The organism is Leifsonia aquatica H1aii, from assembly GCF_000633535.1.
In the GTDB taxonomy this organism is placed as follows: Bacteria; Actinomycetota; Actinomycetes; order Actinomycetales; family Microbacteriaceae; genus Leifsonia; species Leifsonia aquatica_A.
On the sequence record NZ_AYMR01000001.1, the window covers coordinates 22,314 to 40,753 of the forward strand.

13 protein-coding genes, 1 pseudogene and 1 other annotated feature are annotated in these 18,440 nt (G+C 62.8%); of the genes and pseudogenes, 5 read left to right on the plus strand and 9 right to left on the minus strand.

The features are described 5' to 3' along the window. Position 1 precedes the first annotated feature (1 nt). Positions 2-1,801 (minus strand): MFS transporter, encoded by a 1,800-nt coding sequence (locus U870_RS0100070; RefSeq protein ID WP_081815112.1) that lies wholly within the window; start codon positions 1,799-1,801, stop codon positions 2-4. 105 nt (positions 1,802-1,906) lie between these two features. Here U870_RS0100070 and U870_RS0100075 point away from each other — a divergent pair, with 105 nt between their 5' ends. Further along, a complete protein-coding gene (locus U870_RS0100075) occupies positions 1,907-3,712 on the plus strand; it encodes an SLC13 family permease (RefSeq protein ID WP_025155384.1) in 1,806 nt (601 codons plus the stop codon). A 109-nt stretch (positions 3,713-3,821) separates the two neighbouring features. After that, positions 3,822-4,412 carry a DUF308 domain-containing protein gene (locus U870_RS0100080; protein ID WP_025155385.1) on the plus strand — a complete coding sequence of 197 codons (591 nt, stop codon included), beginning with the start codon at positions 3,822-3,824 and terminating at the stop codon, positions 4,410-4,412. Positions 4,413-4,722: 310 nt separating this feature from the next. Here the strand turns inward: U870_RS0100080 and U870_RS22960 are convergent, their stop codons facing one another. From U870_RS22960 to U870_RS0100100, 5 genes are all read right to left on the minus strand, one after another. Next, complete coding sequence (locus U870_RS22960) at positions 4,723-5,712, minus strand: hypothetical protein (protein WP_025155386.1); 990 nt, start codon at positions 5,710-5,712, stop codon at positions 4,723-4,725. Further along, positions 5,709-6,026 carry a PadR family transcriptional regulator gene (locus U870_RS0100090; protein WP_029947000.1) on the minus strand — a complete coding sequence of 106 codons (318 nt, stop codon included), beginning with the start codon at positions 6,024-6,026 and terminating at the stop codon, positions 5,709-5,711. The genes U870_RS22960 and U870_RS0100090 overlap by 4 nt, the downstream gene beginning before the upstream one ends. Before the next feature lie 37 nt (positions 6,027-6,063). Continuing rightward, a complete protein-coding gene (locus U870_RS0100095; protein WP_430623511.1) occupies positions 6,064-7,302 on the minus strand; it encodes an IS256 family transposase in 1,239 nt (412 codons plus the stop codon). A gap of 805 nt (positions 7,303-8,107) precedes the next feature. Then, the gene (locus tag U870_RS24185; RefSeq protein ID WP_162819057.1) at positions 8,108-8,338 is read right to left on the minus strand and encodes a hypothetical protein; all 231 of its coding nucleotides are present in this window, start codon (positions 8,336-8,338) and stop codon (positions 8,108-8,110) included. Between the two features lie 3 nt (positions 8,339-8,341). After that, entirely contained in the window at positions 8,342-10,936 is a 2,595-nt protein-coding gene (locus U870_RS0100100) for a helix-turn-helix transcriptional regulator (protein WP_025155389.1), read from the minus strand. Positions 10,937-11,966: 1,030 nt separating this feature from the next. Here U870_RS0100100 and U870_RS25135 point away from each other — a divergent pair. The 3 genes and pseudogenes from U870_RS25135 to U870_RS0100120 form a co-directional block, all read left to right on the plus strand. Then, positions 11,967-13,116, plus strand: a pseudogene (locus tag U870_RS25135) (IS3 family transposase); the annotation flags it as partial. Beyond that, positions 12,239-12,363 (plus strand) — a sequence feature (AL1L pseudoknot). Its footprint overlaps the pseudogene before it by 125 nt. 158 nt (positions 13,117-13,274) lie before the next feature. Beyond that, positions 13,275-13,532: a LapA family protein gene (locus U870_RS0100115; RefSeq protein ID WP_025155391.1), complete on the plus strand. Its 258-nt coding sequence runs from the start codon at positions 13,275-13,277 to the stop codon at positions 13,530-13,532. 57 nt (positions 13,533-13,589) lie between these two features. Continuing rightward, a complete protein-coding gene (locus U870_RS0100120) occupies positions 13,590-13,976 on the plus strand; it encodes an META domain-containing protein (RefSeq protein ID WP_025155392.1) in 387 nt (128 codons plus the stop codon). Between the two features lie 232 nt (positions 13,977-14,208). Here the strand turns inward: U870_RS0100120 and U870_RS24190 are convergent, their stop codons facing one another. From U870_RS24190 to U870_RS23465, 3 genes are all read right to left on the minus strand, one after another. Then, on the minus strand, positions 14,209-14,352 hold the full coding sequence (locus U870_RS24190) for a hypothetical protein (RefSeq protein WP_162819060.1): 144 nt from the start codon (positions 14,350-14,352) through the stop codon (positions 14,209-14,211). A gap of 253 nt (positions 14,353-14,605) precedes the next feature. Then, a complete protein-coding gene (locus U870_RS23915) occupies positions 14,606-15,142 on the minus strand; it encodes a hypothetical protein (protein WP_115644374.1) in 537 nt (178 codons plus the stop codon). A 284-nt stretch (positions 15,143-15,426) separates the two neighbouring features. Continuing rightward, the gene (locus tag U870_RS23465; RefSeq protein WP_162819061.1) at positions 15,427-18,009 is read right to left on the minus strand and encodes a helix-turn-helix transcriptional regulator; all 2,583 of its coding nucleotides are present in this window, start codon (positions 18,007-18,009) and stop codon (positions 15,427-15,429) included. Positions 18,010-18,440 lie beyond the last annotated feature (431 nt).

Genomic DNA, 18,440 nt, shown 5'->3' on the forward strand with positions numbered 1-18,440 from the left:
TTCAGTCCTTCTCTGCTGCCGCAATTGTCGTGATGGTGTCCCCGGCGGCGACGGCCGGGTCCTCCGGGTCGTATACGTCCTCGGGGTCCGACGGTTCAAGCCGTTCCGGCAGACCGCCGGTGCGTCGGCCCGGCATCCGACCGGCGGGCACTATAGCCAGCAAGGAGATGCCGGCTAGTGAGAGCAGCGAGATTTTGAGGGCTGTGAGCCGGGCATCGGCGTTGACCGCGACGGCGGCGGCGATCTGCGCGTCCGTCGCGTCCGTCTGCTGTGACAGTACGTCGGTGAGCTGACCGTTGGTGATGAAGTTGGTGTTGTCTAGGTTCACCTGCGAGACCAGGGAGGCCGGGAGGCCCGGATGATCGGTAACGGCCGCCGAGACGAGGCCGCCCAGCACGCCGACGGCAAAGACGCTCGCCACGGCGATGCCGACGCTGCCCGACAAGTTGTGCACGAGACCGCGCCAGGCTCCGACGTCGCCCGCCAGTTTCTTCGGGGCGGCCGAAAGCAGTGTGTTGAACACTAGGGCGACGATCGATCCCTGACCGAGGCCGAGCACGATCAGGCCGATGATCACGACGAACTGCTCCCACTCGTTGTGCACCGCGAACGCGAGGATGGTCAGCCCGAGCGCTACCACTACGAAGCCGAAGCGGGCGAGCAGGCGCGGCGTGAAGCGCTGGTACAGGCCCGCAACGAACGTGCTCGCCAGGAAGATCGACAGCGTGTAGGGGATGACCGCGATCGACGTCTCGAAGCTCGTTCGGCCCTGGACCACCTGGATGTAGAGCGGGATCAGGAAGTTGGCCGCCGTGCCGACGAACAGCATCGTTGCCATGCAGATCGTCACGGCGCGCTCGCTGCCGGTGGCGAGCACCCGAAGGTCGAAGATCCGCGGCTTCTTCTCGGCCTGGCGTCGACGGATCCAGACGAAGAACAGCTGGCCGGCGATGAGGCCTAGCACTACGAGCACTGGCGCCGGTGACAGCCCGAGGATGCTGAAGGGGGCACCGTCGGTTGCGAGCACCAAGCCCCACGGCTCGAGCCCGGAGAAGCCGAAGCTGAGCAGGATGATCGCGACGGCGGCGATGGCCGCGCCTGTCCAGTCGATCTTTAGGTCTCGCTGCTGGGCGATGGGCTTGAACCGGAAGCTCAGCAGCAGGTTGGTCGCGGCCAGTGCCACGATAAGCCAGAACGACCAGCGCCACCCGATAGTCGACGCGAACGTGCCGGCGATGAGCAGCGCGAGGACCCCGGCTGCGGGAATGGCGGCGGCCAGGAGGCCGATCGCCTGCGCCTGCTGCTTACCGTGGTAGTTGGTGGCGATGAAGACGGTAAGGGCGGGTGCGATCAGTGCGATCACGGCGCCGGAGGCTGCCTGAGCGATGAACAGCATCGCGGGCGAGACGCTGAGCGCGACGCCCGCCATCGCCACGCCATGGATGACGACTGCGATTTGGAACACCCGGCGCGTGCCGAATCGGGCGCCGAGCTTGGCGCCGAGGAGGATGAACGCGGCCATGGCGAACGTCCCCGCCGTGATCGCCGTTCCGACCGAGGTCGCCGGCGTGCGAAGGTCAGTAGTTATCCCGGCCATCGAGACGGTAAGGGCGTTCACGGCGAATGACGCCTGGATCTGTGTGAGCACGACTACGATCAGGGGCAGCCAGGAGGCCTTTGCTGCGGCTTGCTGCGGGACGGAAGCGGTTGGTGAACTCACTGGCGGGTCTCCCTCTGCGCGGCGGCTGCTCAGTAGCGTCGTCCGCTGTTCTGTTTTCGTCCGGATGGACCTGGGTCTCATTCTGGCCTCACCGGAACCGGTTTGTCACAACCGGTAGGGCCGCGCGGGCTCCGCGACGGGCCGCTGGGCCGCCGCCGGTCTCGTCACAGCCACTAGATTCAGGGTATGAGCGACATCTCGGTGACCATGGTGACCCTCGGCCTCGCCGTCGTCGCGTTTGTCAGCGGCAGGGTTCCGACCGGGCTGGTCGCCGTCGGAGCCTCACTCGCGCTGCTGGCCACTGGGGTGCTCGATCTCCAGCAGGCGTTCGCGGGTTTCGCCGATCCCGCGGTCGTGCTGATCGCATCCCTTTTCGTGGTCGCGGAGGGGCTCGACGCGTCCGGGCTCACCGGGTGGGCGGGTCAGCAGCTTATACGACGCGGCGGCACGAAGGCGGTGATCCTCACGGTCCTGGTGATGCTGCTCGTAGCAGTGCTGTCCGCCCTGATCAGCGTGAACGGCGCCGTCGCAGCGCTCCTGCCCGTGGTCGTCGTCGTTGCCTCCCGCATCTCGGTCGCGCCGGCGCGGCTGCTGCTGCCGCTCGCGTTCGGCGCGCACGCCGGCTCTCTGCTTACACTCACGGGCAGCCCGGTCAACGTGATCATCTCCGAGCTGGCGGCCGAGACTGGTGCGGGCGCGTTCGGCTTCTTCGAGTTCACTACCGTTGGCGCCGTGCTCGTGGTCGGCACGGTGCTGATCACCGTGCTCTGCGGCCGTTGGCTGATCCCCGAGCGCACGCCCGCGGCTATGCCGCGTGACCTCAGCGATCACGCGCGCACGCTGCTCGCCGCCTATGGGACGCCGCAGCCGTTCGCCCGCGTCCGAGTGCGCGCGAACTCGCCGCTGGTCGGCCGCACGCCCGCGGAGGCGCGGCTGGAGGAAGTCGCGCCTGTGCAGCTCATCGCCGTGCAGGGCAGTGTGCGACGGCCCGCCAGCGAGACCATCCGGCCCGGCGACTGGCTACTCGTGCGTGGTGCGACATCGAGCATCAAGGTCCTGGAAAAGGAGGCCAAGCTCACCGGTCTAGGGCACAACACTGGCTCCCGCCGGACGGACGCGCTGATCGACGCGACGTACGGTGTCGCCGAGATCGTGGTGGCGCCGCGTTCAAGCATGATCGGGGAGACGGTCTTCCCCGGCATGGTCACCGACAGCGGAGACCTCGTAGTACTCGCGGTGCAGCGCGCCGGCGAGGCAATCGAAGCCCAGACGATCATGCTCGAGTCGGGCGATGTCCTGCTGGTGCAGGGGCGTTGGGAGGCCTTGGACCTCAACCTCGCTGATCCGTCGGTGCTGGTCGTGGACAAACCCGATCAGCTCCGACGCCAGGCGGCTCCGCTGAGTGCACGGTCGTGGATCGCGCTAGGGATCCTCGTCGCGATGGTCGTCCTGCTAGCGACTGGCGTGATGCAGGCCGCCGTCACTGGCCTGCTGGCAGCCGCGGCAATGGTCCTCACCCGCGTGGTGACGGTGGAGCGCGCGCACCGGTCGATCTCGTGGACGACGCTGCTCCTGGTGGGCGGGATGATCCCCATGTCGACCGCGATCACCCAGACTGGGGCGGCCGCCCTCATCGCCGACGGTCTGGTAGGCGCTGTCGGTCACGCGGGCCCGCTCGTCGTGCTGCTCGCCCTCTGCGTTGTCGCGTTGGTCTTCGGGCAGCTGATCAGCAACACGGCGACGGCCCTCATCATCTCCCCGATCGCAGTATCCGTCGCGGCCGAGCTGCAGGTCTCGCCCCTGCCGTTCCTTATGGCCGTCGCCGTCGTTTCCGCCGCTGCCTTCCTCACGCCGGTTGCCACCCCGGCGAACTTCATGATCATGGGACCAGCCGGTCTGCGCTTTGGCGACTACTGGCGTCTCGGCATCGTGTTGATCGCGCTCTTCCTGTCCGTCGCGGTGCTGCTTGTGCCGATGCTCTGGCCTTTCTAGACCGAATGAGTCGGGGGTTCTCATAGCCGATCGAGGCGCTGGCCCAGCGGGCAGGACGGCCGTTCTCCGCTATCCTGAAACTCAGAACCCGTGTGAAAGGACACTACCGGTGAGCACCTCTTCCCTCCCCACCCCCGACCTCACGGCGCGCGCCTCGGCCGCCGCAGCCTCCAGCCCCGCGAAGGGCGCCAGGATCGCCCTGGTGGTCGGCGGCGTCGTCGCGGTTCTCTTCGGCATCGTGATCCTCGCCTGGCCGACCAAAGCTGCCGTTGCGGTCACGGCGATCATCGCCGTGTACGCCGTGATCGCTGGGCTCATCTACGCGCTGATCGGCGTGTTCTCGAAGAGCCTCGGCGCGGGCGGGCGGATCGGGCACATTCTGCTGGGCGTCCTTTACGTCGTCGCCGGCAGCTTCGCGTTCGCCGAGCTGCAGGCCTCCGCCGCGTTCCTGGCGATCTTCCTCACGGTTCTCGTCGGTTTCCTCTGGATCATCGAGGGCTTTGTGTCCCTCTTCTCCCTCGGCGATAGTGGCTCAAAGGTCATCACGATTGTCTTCGCGATCGTCTCGATCCTCGCTGGCTTCACCCTGGTGAGTAGCCCGCTCTGGGGCGCCGTTTTCCTCTGGTGGTTCCTGGCCATCTCGCTCATCGTCCTCGGCACTCTCAACACGATCCGAGCGCTCTTCGGTCACAAGCGCTAACCCTGGCGACCGACGAATCGGCCGGATCTGTCCACGTCATCGTCTTACGGCTCCCGCGGGCACGCGATCGGCGGCAGTCTCGCCGCTGTACTCGACCATTTAGAAAGGGCAAGCACGATAAGGCGCAGTTGTCCTGCGGCATTGACATCGCCGGCCACGAACACTCGCTGGAGACCGGAGGGGACCGACCGATGGGGCTCCTGCACCTGGCTGCCTACCGCTCTGTTAGGGCCTATCTAAGGTCACCTACAGCCCAATGTTGGCGCGGGCGCTGATTCTGGTAATCCCCTGCGGGCCGCAAGATAATCCCCTAGCGGGGATGATCGCCTTTCGGCAGCTCCAGGTTCGCATTCTCCATCGTGATTCGGATCCCAGATCGCCGCAGCGCGAACACAAGCACTGCCGTTACGAACACCGCGAACACAGCGGCTGCACCCCAGCTCGCTGCGCCGGCGGGGTTGTCACGGATCGTCGCAAGATACCAGCCGGCAAGCCAGGGCGTCGCTGCGAGTGCGAACACCGCCACCGCGGCAGGCCGACGCAGCAGGAGGAGGACGACCGCGACGACGATCACCAGCGCGACCATGACCGAGGGCGGGACTCGCGCCGCGAAGATGTACCGGAACTGGCGATCCGACGGCAGGTCGGGTACCAGCATCGCGTTCCACGCGTAGACGCCGACGAAGAGCGCGATCCAGAGCGGGAGCCCGATGATGAGTTCGCGCCGTTTCGGCGACGCAGAGGCGGCCAGGAAAGCAGCGAGCGCGAAGAACACCAGGTTCGTCGCGCTGGGGCCGTCCCATCCGGGCACGAGCGCATTCACGGACGGCAGCAGGATGGCCACGATTCCGCTCGCGGCGATGACGACCCGGGAGGCGCGGCCCGCGCCGACGAGGACAAGGACGAACGCCGCCACCCAGAGCGCAGTTACCGGCACGCCAGGGCTGAGGAAGGGCCCGAAGGTGCTCACGTCAGGCGCAGCCAGCCGAAGCGACGACCGATAGCGCGAGAGCGGCGCCCACCAACTGCTCCAGAACGAGACGAGCGAGAACACGAGGCCGTACCCGAAGGCCAGAGTTGCAGCGCCCGAGCGTAACCCCGCGGGGAGCACCACGGCGATCCGCGCAGTCAGGCCCCGAAACGCCAAGTCGATCAGCTCGCCGGCCGCGGGCTCACTGCGACCGTCGTGATCCGCTCCCTCCAACAGCATCCCAACGACGACGTCTGCGTTGCGCATCCGCCACGACTGCGGATACCAACGCAGCACCGCCCTGTACCGCGCTTCCAGATCCCGCGTCATCGCGTCGCCCCCGCGATCGTCGTCCCCGTCGGTCGCCGCAACCGCTCCCGCGCACGTTTCGCGTTCTCCTCGAGCCGTGACACTTCCTCGGCGAGCCGCTCCCTCCCCGAGGTCGACAGGGCGAAGTAGCGCCGCAGCCTCCCACTGACGACCTCGTCGCGCACATGCTGGACGAGCCCTGCCCCTTCAGCGCGCTCGATGATCGCGTAGAGCGATCCCACCTTCAGCGTCACCCGCCCGTCGGAGAGGTCAGCCACTTCGGACAGCAGGGCATAGCCATGCTTCGGGCCGTCGGCGAGTGCCGCGAGGAGCAGGTTTGTCCGATGAACGGTGTTTCTGGGCCGGCGGTCATTAGTTGATTCGGCCTTCGAAGGCGATTGCGAACGCGTTCAGCGCTGGCTTCCACCTTGTGGCCCAGCGTGCCCTGCCCCGACCCGTCGGGTCAAGCGAGCGGGTCACGAGATAGAGACACTTCAGCGCTGCAGCATCGTTGGGGAAGTGCCCACGAGCTCTGACCGCGCGGCGGTAGCGGGCGTTGAGGGACTCGATTGCGTTCGTGGAGCAGATGATCCGGCGGATCTCGACGTCCCAGTCCAGGAACGGCACGAACTCGGACCAGGCGTTCTGCCAGAGCTTCGAGATCGCTGGATACTGCCCACCCCACTTCGCGTCGAACTCCTCGAACCGCTCCCGAGCGGCCGCTTCAGTCGGAGCCGTATAGACCGGTCGGAGGTCCTTGCCCATCTCTTCCCAGTAGTGCCGCGACGCGAACCGGAACGTGTTGCGGATCAGATGAATGATGCAGGTCTGCACCGTCGCCAGCGGCCACGCGGTGTTGATCGACTCCGGCAGCCCTTTGAGCCCGTCGCAGACGACGATGCAGACATCCTCGGCGCCACGGTTCTTGATCTCGGTGAGTACACCGAGCCAGAATTTCGCGCCCTCGCCGCCGTCGCCGGCCCAGATTCCGAGGATGTCCCTCTCCCCGTTCACCGTGACACCCACGGCGATATAGAACGGCTTGTCCCGCACTTGGCCGTCGCGGACTTTCACCACCAGGGCATCGATGAACACGACCGGATAGACGCGATCCAATGGTCGGTTCTGCCATTCGGTCATCTCCTCGATGACCTTGTCGGTGATCCGGCTGATCGTGTCCTTCGACACGGACGCGCCATAGACGTCGTCGAAGTGCGCGGCGACCTCTCCGGTCGTCAACCCACGCGCGGTGAGGGAGAGCACGATCTCGTCAACCCCGGTGAGCCGTCGTTGCCGTTTCTTGACGATCTTCGGCTCGAACGACCCCGCCCGGTCCCGCGGCACCTCGATCTCGACGGGACCGACCTCGGTCAGCACGGTCTTCGAGCGGCTGCCGTTGCGGATGTTGCCGCTCTCGGCCGGCGCGTGCTTCTCGTGACCGAGGTGCTCGGTCATCTCCGCCTCAAGCGCTGTCTCCAAGACTCGCTTGGTGAGTCCGTTCAGCAACCCGTCGGGGCCGACGAGGTCGACGCCCTGCCCCTTCGCTTGCCTCAGCAGCTGCTCCGCGAGCTGCTGCTCATCGATGATCTCTCCCATCACAGGATCGATCATCTCGGTCGTGTCCATCACGGCCTGTTCCTCTCCGTCAGGCCGACCCAGAAACACCGAAAATCAGACAGTCCCTTTTCTTTTGACGGCCAACCTTAGATCGATTTTCGGCGAACTTTAGATAGGCACTCTGTTATTGCGCGAGTCGTCGGCCGATCGCACCGCCGCCAGTTTGGGATCCTAATGGAGATCGCTTGTGTCGCCCAGGCTCATCGCAAGGACAGCAACTCGCTGGATCTGCGTACGATCTAGGACTGTTGTGACGGCTCGATTTAGGACCACTCCTGGTTGTGACAGTCGGATTCAGGATCACCTCTATCGGGTGCAGGGCGCTCTGATTCGCCCCGGGTTAGTGGAGGGCTGGTTCTCCCAGCGGCGGCTAGTGCTGGAGATCGATCTCGCGGTAGTTCTCGTTCTCCTTGTCGATTGGTGTGAGGTGTGCGATCGATGGGTGCAGCCGGTTCTCGTTGACCAGTGCGCCCAGGAGAGTCTCGCGGGTTCGAGCTCGTCGACGGTGCGGAACGGGCCATCGATCTTCATGCGCTCAAGGCCCGAGTTGAGCTCGGATAGGCTGAGCAAAACCGAGAGACGTTGCAACGACCGTCAGAATTCGCCATGGAATCGTTCTGGTCGACCATATACCGCGAGCTCCTGGACCGCCTTACCTGGGACGCTCCGGCGGAGCTCGGGCTGCGATCTTCGAATGGATCGAAGCGTTCTACACGCCCGCCGCCGGCAGACCGTCCTCGGCTACCTCTGCCCGATCAAGTTCGAAGCCCTTCACACCAGCACCGAGATCGCGGCATGATCAACGCAACAACCGTGTCCGGAAAACCGGGTCAGGCTCCGCCTGATCCTCGTTCGAATCCTGTTCTACGAAGTTCATACTGGTTGGGTTGGCGCTCGATTCGCGAAATGGCGGATCGGCCGCATGGGGATAGAGCGGTGCGCGCCAGATGCGGGAAACCCTCGAGCCGAACCCGAACAGCCTTTGACGGGCGACAGCGCGCCAGCCGCCTCGGTTGGGTTCGGTGTCCATGCTTCAAAGCTCGCCCGGGAGGAATTGCAGGGCTTTCCTCGTGTCTAGGCCCAGCTTCTTCAGAATGTTGTGCAGGTGGCTCTCGACAGTGCGCACACTGATAACGAGAGAGTTCGAGATCTCCCCATTCGAATAACCAGCGGCTGCGAGGCGAGCGACTTCGCGTTCCCGTTCACTCAATCGACGCTTCGGCGAAACGAAACGAGAGGTCGAGATCTTGCGAGGAGAATGACCGCTGATCAGGCGATTGGTTAGATCACGAGCCCGTTTTAGGGACTCATCGTCTCGCCTGTCTGTGGCGAGCAAAGCTGCATATCTGACCGAATCGAGTGCGAGACCGTATCTGCCGTTGTCGTGGAGCACCTGCGCGGCTCTCAGGAGAGCGTCTATGTTCCGATCGTAACTCGCGCGCAGGTAAGCAGCCCATGATGCAAAGAAGTTACCCTCCATTGTGTCGACTACGGCTTCCGCGAGCTCCAGCCGTGCGGGATCCATCCAGATTTCCAAGGAGGTCAAGTACTCGTAGCAGGCAGCGTATCTATTCCCGCGCTCCCGAGACCTCTCCGCTGCATCCCACAAGCTGTCAGCCGTCTTCTGCGGGTCCGAGAGGTTTTCGATGTCGGCAAGAGCGAGAGCCTGGGCCTGGATGGGAAGTGCTCCCCCGGAGCTACCGGCTTCCCGGAGTTCGTGAATGTAGCGCTGCGCAGTCGTCATTTTCCCGAGGTGGAAAGCGACGACGGCAGCGCAACTGAGCAGTATGGTCTTGATGCTCGGAGGTATTGGAGCGGGATCGCCTGCTGCAAAGACTGAGTCCAGGATTTCCTCGGTTGCCTCGTATTCCCCCGTCCCGACCAGGATGTAGGCGATCCCGGCGCTGTAGGCGCGCACGGCTTCGATTTCGAGGAGTCCGCGGGCTTCGTCGAGACCGCGATGGAGCAGCCGCAAGCCACGATCCGCGTTTCCGGAAGACGCGTGCGCGAATGCGCCCCATACGCGGGAGTAGATCGAGGTCCAGGTCGGATCGATTCGTTCGACTTCGTTGAGGTCGGTGAGCGCCAATTGGAAGTCTCCCCGAGCGAGCGAAACCAGAATGCGGACTTCGTACACTCCGAGCGAAACCGCTGTCGGTGCTGGAGCGCGCGGGAGCTCCAATTCGAGGCACCGAAGGCCCTCATTCGACACGTCCAATGTGTCGTCATTGAGGAGGATAGAGACTTTCTCTGCTCTCAGCGCAGGCGCGTATTCCCCAGCACTGGGGATCTGTTCATCGAGGTCGGCAATGGCAGCAGCGGGTTCACCACGTGTATAGGCCTGCCAGCGGGCCCGTGTGATCGCAAAGTCCGCGCGGTCGCCCATTTCGCCGATCTGGATATCAGTGTTGAGAACGATGTGTCCTAGCCGGTCCGGCTCCGAATTGTCGTTGATCAACACATTCATGTAACGGACGGCCGACGCCGGAGATGGAATGGCATCCCATTCCGCACCGGAGATGATGTGGCGCGCTCGAGCCCTTTCCCGCAGCAGGCGGACGAAGACGGCGTCGTTTTCGTGGCTACTTCTTGGGACGGTTGCTTCTACGCCCAACAGGGTTCCCATCGGGCTTTCGGAGCCCAATTTCCGTGCGATGGCGTCGATGAGTCTGACTCGCCGAGCTGCAATCGGCAAGTGGCGAATGTACTCGACCAGCAATGGAGGCGTCACCGTGACCAGTTGGCGGCTCCCGGAAGAAACGAGCGAGATGAGCGATCGTTCCTCCAGCGATTCAAGCGATTCCCAATCGACAAGCAAGCGAACTGTGTCGAGATCTGCTACTCCGACAAGAGCGATAGTCTCCAAGGTGTCCCGTTCGATTGGGTCGACCCCACCGAGATATGCCTCCATCTGACCGGAGAGCGCGGGGCTCCAAAACTCACCGACCGATGTCCACAAACCGTCGTCACCTCGCTCGATCCGAGCTTCACGGAGAGCGGTCTCCACCAGGCTGACGACGAGACCGATGTTTCCGCCAGACTTAGCGTAGATTCTGCTCGTCATCCCTGCTTCAGCGGGCCCCTCTAGCTTGTTTGAGACAACCGTGAAGATTTCTTCGAAGCGCATGGGTGAGATCTCGACGACGAGGGCCGAGTCGAGTGTTGAAGTGGCGGGCCCGCTTGGGGTGTGACGAGCGGAGAGCCCCCTCAGCCGCGAACGAACCACGGGGAGGCCGGTGCCAAGCTGTACCGCCTGAACGACTCCCCATGACATTTTGTCGAGGTCCTCCCAGTCATCAATCAGGAGCACTGACTTCTCACGCTCCACGAGTGCCTGGAGCGCAGCAACCGCGTTTTGCAGCGGCGAGTGGCCGCGTGTCTGGTCGACCCCTTCGACACCTGCGATATATAAAGCGGCCAATGGTTGTTCCTTGAGCGAAGCCACCCCCCGGAGGAACACCACGAACCATCCCGCGGTTTTCAGTCGCTGTTCGAGCGCAACGAGAAATGCCGATCGGCCGCTGGTGCGCTCACCGATTACGTCGACACTGTTTCCCGATTGTATGAAGGAAACCGCGATGTCCAACTCTTCGATTCGCCCAACGAAAACGGATGCTTGCTTCCGCATCAGAACTCATTTCGTGTGGTTGGTGATAGGCGCAACAACCGCGCAGTCCATCCCCCTCAATCAGGTGAGTCGGTCCTCTAGTTGGCAAGTTATTCAAAGCGTGAATCAAGAGGGGCGATAAGGGAAGTTGAGTTAACCTTCGGTATCTCGCGCTGGCGCTTGGGGAGCGCATAGCATCCGCGTCGAGGAAGTCTCGTCAGGAGTGCTGAGGTCGTGGTCCTTCGGGCAAGTTCTCAAGAGCTGCCTCTTCCGAAGGGTCCGTCAAGGATCCAAGAAGAAGACGAAACGCACGGATTGAGAATTCCTCGCAAAGCATTTGGAAAACCAGGTCATCAAGCCTGCTGTTTGTAGGATCTTCGCAGGCGGGGCTTCCGTTCGCCTTTTGGGATTCGAAGGAGCGTACGGCATCGATGGCACGCTCAAAGCTCTCAGCAAGTGAACGACTTTGGCTCGCAGTCAGCATGACACTCCCATCCTCGGCCGAATAGACGGCGGCACACGATTTCTGATCAGCTCTACCCTGAATGAGGAGAGGTGCCTCGGAACCCGAATTGCGAGGCACCTCTCTTCGTCCGCTGTCTGCGATACCCGTTCGCGCAGGCGGAACTTGCGTCGTTAGCAGGAATCGCGTCGCGATTCTCACTGCCTTTGTGCAAGTAATCCAATTCTCTAAGGTCGTGGGGGCGAGGGGCGCAATCGATCAGGTTTAAGTAGCCCATACGCGACAAGATCAGTGCTTACTGATCCGTCATGTGCGCTGTCGCCCCTCTTTCTTTGCGTACTATTGGGGTTTTTCTTTGCTATCTCAGTACCTATCTGCTGGGTGATCCGTGTCCGGAGACCGCTGCGGCTCCCCGGCGCCGCCCGGCCGCCGAGCGTCGAGGAAGCGTGCATCGTCGTCTACGGGGACCCAAAGCGGCTGCCGGACTCGGTGACCACCAAGGTGGGAGGTCGCGACCGTGAAGACACACTTCATCCGACTGATGCGAATCGCCCTGGGTTTGGTTCGCTTCTTTTGGGAGGATGAACCATGCCCCGTCGGTTCCCGCCGGTGTTGTGGCAGCGAGCGTTCCGCGTGCTCGAGGAGGCGTTGCTTGACCACGAGACCGAGTACGCGGCGATCACTCATGTCAGCAGCAAGCTCGGCTTCGCGACCGGGACACTGCGGAAGTGGAAGCGCCGCTCCGAGGTCGATTTGGGCGCCCGTCTGGGCACGACCAGTAACGAGCTCGCGGAGATCAAACGCCTCAAGCGGGAGTACGTCGAGTTGAGGTGTGCTGACGAGATATTGAAGGCCGCACCGGCGTTTTTCGCGGCGGAACTCGACCGCCGCGCGACGAGATGATCTGGTTCGTCGACGTGTTCCGGGATCGTTTCGGGGTCGAGGCCATCTGCCGCACGATCGGTGGGACAGCGTGTGGGTTCCTCACCGCTCGCGGTTGTCGGGCCGCGAAGACCAGAGCAGCCTCCCGCCCGGGCGGCTCTGCACGACGAACTCCTGATCCCCGAGGTGGTGCGGGTGCACGCGGACAGCTACGGCGTCTACGGGATCCGGACGATGGACGCCCTGGTGTGCCGGCAAGGGTGGGAGATCGGCCGCGATCAGACTGGCAGGCTCATGCGTGCCGTCGGGATCTGCGGCGTGAATCGGTCGAAGAAGGTGTTCACCAGGAAACACGACCTGGCCTTGCAACGCCCGGCGGACGGGGTGAAGCGTCGGTTCATCGCGGACGCGCCCCGCAGGCTCTGGGTCGCCGACATCACCTTTGTCGCGTTCGTGATCGACGTGTACTCGCGACGCTTCGTGGGCTGGAACTATGAAGGCCGACATCCTGCCCCTCCAAGCCCTCGATATGGCTGCCTGGGGCGACGGGGGAGCCTGGAGGGGCTGGTCCATCACGCCGATCACTGGTCGAACTACATGTCCCTGGTATTCACGGACCGAATCGTCGAACTCGGCGCGACACCGTCGACCGGCGCCGTCGGCGACTCCTACGACAACGCCCCGCCGAGGCCGTGAACGGGCTCTACAAGACCGAGCTGATCCGCCGCCAAGGCCCGTGGCGCACCGTCGAGCAGGTTGAGCTCGCGACCCTGGAATACGTATGGTGGTGGAACAACCGCCGGCTGGACGGTGACCTCGACCTCCGCGCCCCGCCGAAGTCGAGGCCGGGTACTACGCTGACCGCGAATCACCGGTGCCGGCCACCGCCAGCCACGGAGAACCCCAGGAACGAAACTCAGGGCGATTCACTCACCCAGCTCGCCGGACTCGCCGACACCGATGGCTCCCTCCTAGTCAAGATGCAACGGCGCGTCTGTGCGCCATACTGACCCCATGAGTCAGGCCGGGTCGCACAGCGAAAAGAACCCCTTCATCACCTTCTTGAAGCGGCGATGGCTCGCCATCGTGCTCGTCGTACTGCTCGTCATCGTCGCGATCCAGAACGCGGTCGGCAGCGACACCGCGACGATCTTCCTGCTCTGGGGCCAGCTGGCGATGCCCACCTGGGCGCTCGTCCTCATCATCTTCGTCATCGGGGCGATCGCCGGCTGGATGATGTCGCGCAACCGGGCGGCCCGCCAGCGACGCTGACCCGATCAACAGAAGCGGCTGCGCGCCCGAGCACACGCTGCCACTACGGTGAGAGGCATGAACAACCTGCACTCCCCCCGTCCCTTCCGGACTGCCCGCGCCGCCCTCACTCTCACCGCAGTGGCCGCGGTGATCGCCCTGTCCGGATGCTCCTCCTCGGCTTCCGCCTTCACGGGGACGTGGGGCTCGACCGGCGTCGGCCAGCCGAACCTGACGATCAAGAACGACGGCACCTTCAGCGGCAACGACGGATGCAACAACCTCTCCGGCAAAGGATCCGCGAACGGCGACACATTCACCTTCGGCACCTTCGCCTCGACGAAGATGGCCTGCGAAGGCGTCACGACCTGGCTCAACGACGCTGCCACCGCCACAATCTCCGACGGACAACTCACGGTCTTCGACAAGGGAGACACCAAGATCGGCACCCTCCCCCGCGGCTAACCCAGGCGACTGCCTCTCACAGCAGCACGGACCACTGCTTAGGCCGGCGCTGCTGATTTCGGTCACCATGGCGCGGGCCTCGCGATCCAGAAGGAGGCGCCGCCGGCCCCGGGATGAGGGACCCGGGAGCCGGCGGCATGAGCCTCATCCCATCGCAAGGCCAACGTGAGACGCACACCCGACAGCGCGGTCCCACCCCTACCAGCCGCCTGAGCGCTGCGACAATCATGCGCTACCGCGGGTCCGCCAGGCGCGGGGGCTGGCTGTCGCCCGTGGCGAACGGTCTGGCCCAGTTCTCGGGCAGGTAGTTGTCGCCGGCGGCCTGGGAGAGGACCTGATTGCCGATGTCCTCCGGGTCATCGAAGAGGACCTGCACGTCATCGTCCTCGAACAGGAGGCCGGCGAGTTCATTCCGCCATCCCGGGTCCAGGCGGACCCGGTTGTCGTCGACGACGAGCTGAGCCCGGCCGATCAGTAGCTAAAGCGCGACCTCCTCCAGCGCCGAGGAGGCCCTCTAGACGAACTGTGACGCCCGCTGCGGCCACGATCAGTTGACGGAGGAAGTGCGGCGTGTAGTGGGCGGCGAAACGGCGCGGAAGGCCACCACTGACCGGCTCCCGTTCCCACACTCAGTCCACCCCTAACGCCATGGCTTCGGTGGCACGACCGTGTTCCTTGAATAGTTCCTCGGTCAGCTGCACCGCGGCGACCCAGAGAGCGCCCTTAAGCAGAGCGAATTGCTTCAACTCCCGTCGACGGGTCAGCTCGTCGAGCTCGCCATACGAAGCAGCCTCCTCGTGGAGTTCCGCCAGCCGGTCGACATCTGGCACCCCTCCCCTAGCCTTCGCGGCTCGGCCTCGGTCAGCCTGCGTACACCTCCAGCGACGAAGGCTACCGCTCGCCGCCTCAACAATTGAGATCGGTGCGTGTCCGAGTCTGCCCCGAGTCTTGTTGACAGTCGGGTTTTGGGGCGGCCAGGCCGCGTCTGCGTCCTTGTCGATCGTCTCAAACTCGATGGGCGTGAGTCTTCCGAGGACGCGTTGACGGGGCGTGCGGTTGTACTTCGTCTCGATCCAGATGACCATGGCGAGGCGGATCTCCTCGCGACTATCCCAGCGTCGGGTGTTGAGGACGTTCTTCCGGGGGAGACTGAAAAAGCTCTCCATGCTCGCGTTGTCACCGGCCCGTAAAACCTCCCTATGGAGCCGACGAGGCCGTTTTTGCGCAGCAGGTTCCGAGTGCGTTTCGCGCGGAACTGATCGGATTCAACCGGTCGTTGCAACACCGGCTTGTTGGAGCAACGGTAGCTGCTCGTTGAACGCGCCGGCGGGAGTCTTCCAGCCGATCGCGTTGCGCATCGCCGTCGTCGCGAGCGACGATTCATCCGGGTGTCGATAAACAAAAGGCGAGGCGCGTCGCAAGGCCGGCCGTCCGGCCGAACATCCAATCTCTAGACGAGCAGACTGTCAATGTTCGCGGGCAAGTCTTGGCGCTTAGGTAAGTTGAGTTTACGAAGAATTCTGTACATGTGACTTTCCACAGTTCGCACGCTTACGACTAGCCGTGTTGCAATCTCTTGGTTTGTGCAACCTCTTGCAGCCAGTATCGCTACTTGTTTCTCTCTTTCAGTAAGAAGCACCGCGTTCGTGCCGAACCGCTCAGAATCAAACACCGCCGCACCGTAGTTTGAACGCAGCTCGGACTCGAGGCGTCGCGCATTCTCCCCCAGCTCTGCGGCATGATGATCCGATGCGAGTACGGCAGCCTTCTTAAAGGCCGCAAACGCCAACCCGACTCGACCAACCGATTCCAGTCCTATTCCCGCGCGCATAACGTTCTCGGGGTCATTTGAGAGCTCAGCACAAATGAGCTTGAAATGGGCGCTAGCTACTACAGCTTCGGGAACCACAGAAAGGCACTCCGTCAGGTATTCGAGCCTCTGCACTGCTGGGTCGATCTCCGCGGCGGCGAGGAGCCCGACAATTCCCGCGAACCGAGCTCCGCGTTCCCATAGAGCCAGCGAAGAGTCCCAAAGGCGCGAAGAAGCCTCCTTAGAGTCGCCGTTGAAGGTAAGAAGCTGGACGTCAGCCCATGCGTTCGCCTGGCCCGGAAGAGGTCCGTCCACCGTCTTCAGACGCGCCACCTCCTCAGCAAGTCTCTCGCTAGTGGAAGTGCGCCCTCTTCTCGCGGCCAGAAGAGCGGACATCGCGAGGAGGGTTAGTTGTATCCCGGCGGGTATTGGCGCTGGATCCCCGGTGGCAAACACTTTCTCGAAGAGGTCATCCATTATCGAGTAGTCGCCAGAGTGGATACAGCAGACAGCGATCCCTGCCCCGAACGTCCTCAAGCCGTCTATGTCAAGGTAGCCCTGGGCCTCATCGAACCTTTGCAGCAGAAGCTCCATAGCTTCAGTGTGGCGCCCTTGACCCAGGAGCGAGAAAGCTCTTAGGACTTGCGTCATTTGGGACGTTGGGGGCATTCCGCAGTCAACGATTTCGTCATAAACGCGCTGCGCGTCGGCGAAGCGCGCCTCCGAAACGAGTATCAAGAGCTGGGTTTCAAGCAGAGCGGACTTTACTACCGAGGGCAAGTCGTCGGTCACCTCAAGCCGCTCTTCAAAGCCTTGAGGAGTGCCGATGAGGTTCACCAAAATCTCAACTTCCGCAGCATCAAGGAGTCGGGAGTACACGCCTAGATCCAGCTCGCGGCCTGCGCGAAGCATATCGGCCGATCTTCCGATATCGTTCTCCCCATATGCCAGCCAGCGAGCCTGAAGACAGAAAAAACTCGCAACCTCTGAAGGTTCGGCCTTGTGGATGGTCGTATTGGCAAATACTCTCTTTATCGTCGCAGCAATCTCAGGTGTGTAGGTTTGAATGAGAGCCTGAACATACCTGACCGCAACCGCAGGAGCCGGGGACGCTTCCCACTCGCTTCCAGCGAGAATTCTTCGAGTTCGCGCTCGTTCATGCAGCACGCGCACGAACATCGCCTCACGCTCTGGGGGAAGGACCTTACGCAACCCGGAGTTCGATACGGCAACTGAGAACGAGTCGACAGTACCAACGCGTTCGAGGATGAGTTCAGTTAAGCGAACCCTGCGGGCGGAGTACGGCTCATGTCGAAAAAACTCTACAAGGAGAGGCGGAACTACTGTCACTAGCTCGTCTGGAGCACCGGGTATAAACGCAATGAGGGAACGTTCCTCCAGAATCTCTAGGGTGCTCCAATCAACCAGTTTACGGACCGTGTCTACGCCGGCCACTCCTACAATGGCGATGATTTCCAACGCGTCTCTAGCCTCAGGACTGAGGTCCTCCAGATATCCCTCGAGTACTGTCCGGAGACCTGTGCTCCAGAGATCCCCGGAGGCGACCCACTGTTGCCGATCGGTGCGGTATGCGAGAGAACCCTCGCGCTTAGTTGCATCCACCAAGCTCAACGCCAATCCAACGTTTCCACCAGACTTGGCGAATATTCTGCTCGCTGTGCTCACCTCAACGGGACCCTCAAGATAGCTGATCAGCACCTGCTCCATGTCATCGAAGCGCAATGGAGTCATCGCAATCAAGTAAGAACGATCAAGGGTCGACGCTTGCATGCCTGTTGGGGTATGCCTGGCGCGGAGTCCGTGTAGCCGGGATAGAACGATCGGCACGCCCGAGCCCCGCCGCACTGACTCGACCAATCCCCATGATGCCTCGTCGAGGTCGTGCCAGTCATCCACGAAGAGAACCGAGGAGTCAAACATTACCGCAGAACGAAGTGTTTCTGCTGTCTCGTTAAGACTTGTCCCCGGTCTTGCGGCAGCTGCGCCAATGCCAGAAAGATGCAACGCAGCAAGCGGGTATTGGCGCAGGGATGCAACGCCGCGTATGGATGTCACTGACCAGTCAAGCTCTTCCATACGTTTCTTGAGGGCTTGGAGAAATGTTGTTCTCCCGCTCCCCCGTCCGCCGACAACGTCCACGCTGATGCCAGCTTGTAGTAACTCGACTGCCCGCCCAAGGCTGTGCTCTCTGCCGGTTACCATCGGGGCCCGCTTTCTCATACTCCTGGCTCCAGCCTAAGAGACGAGGGCCAAATGCGGTTCACCCGTGAAGAAATAGATCGGGAGACAGGGCTCCCAGAAGCGGGTCGCGACGAGACAGATGAACAGAACATCTTGGCACAATCAGCTCTGGGGGTTGACCGAAGCGAGACAGAAACACTCACGAATTCGGGTCTCCTCTTCTATCTCTTTGCTGCCCATGCGGACTCGCGCCTCTATCGCCGCGCATCACTGTCGACCTAACAAGCCGGTCTTGTCCAGACCTGTCGACCTCGACAGCGTCGATCATAGAAGCTCGGCGTCAACGCCCACGAAGGGCATCTGCATGTTGCGTAAGGAGAGGGCAGCGTTTGTGTGGTTGAACCAAGGGTTAAGTGAGCTGAAGAACATCAGTAAGTAGCCTCAGAGCTAAC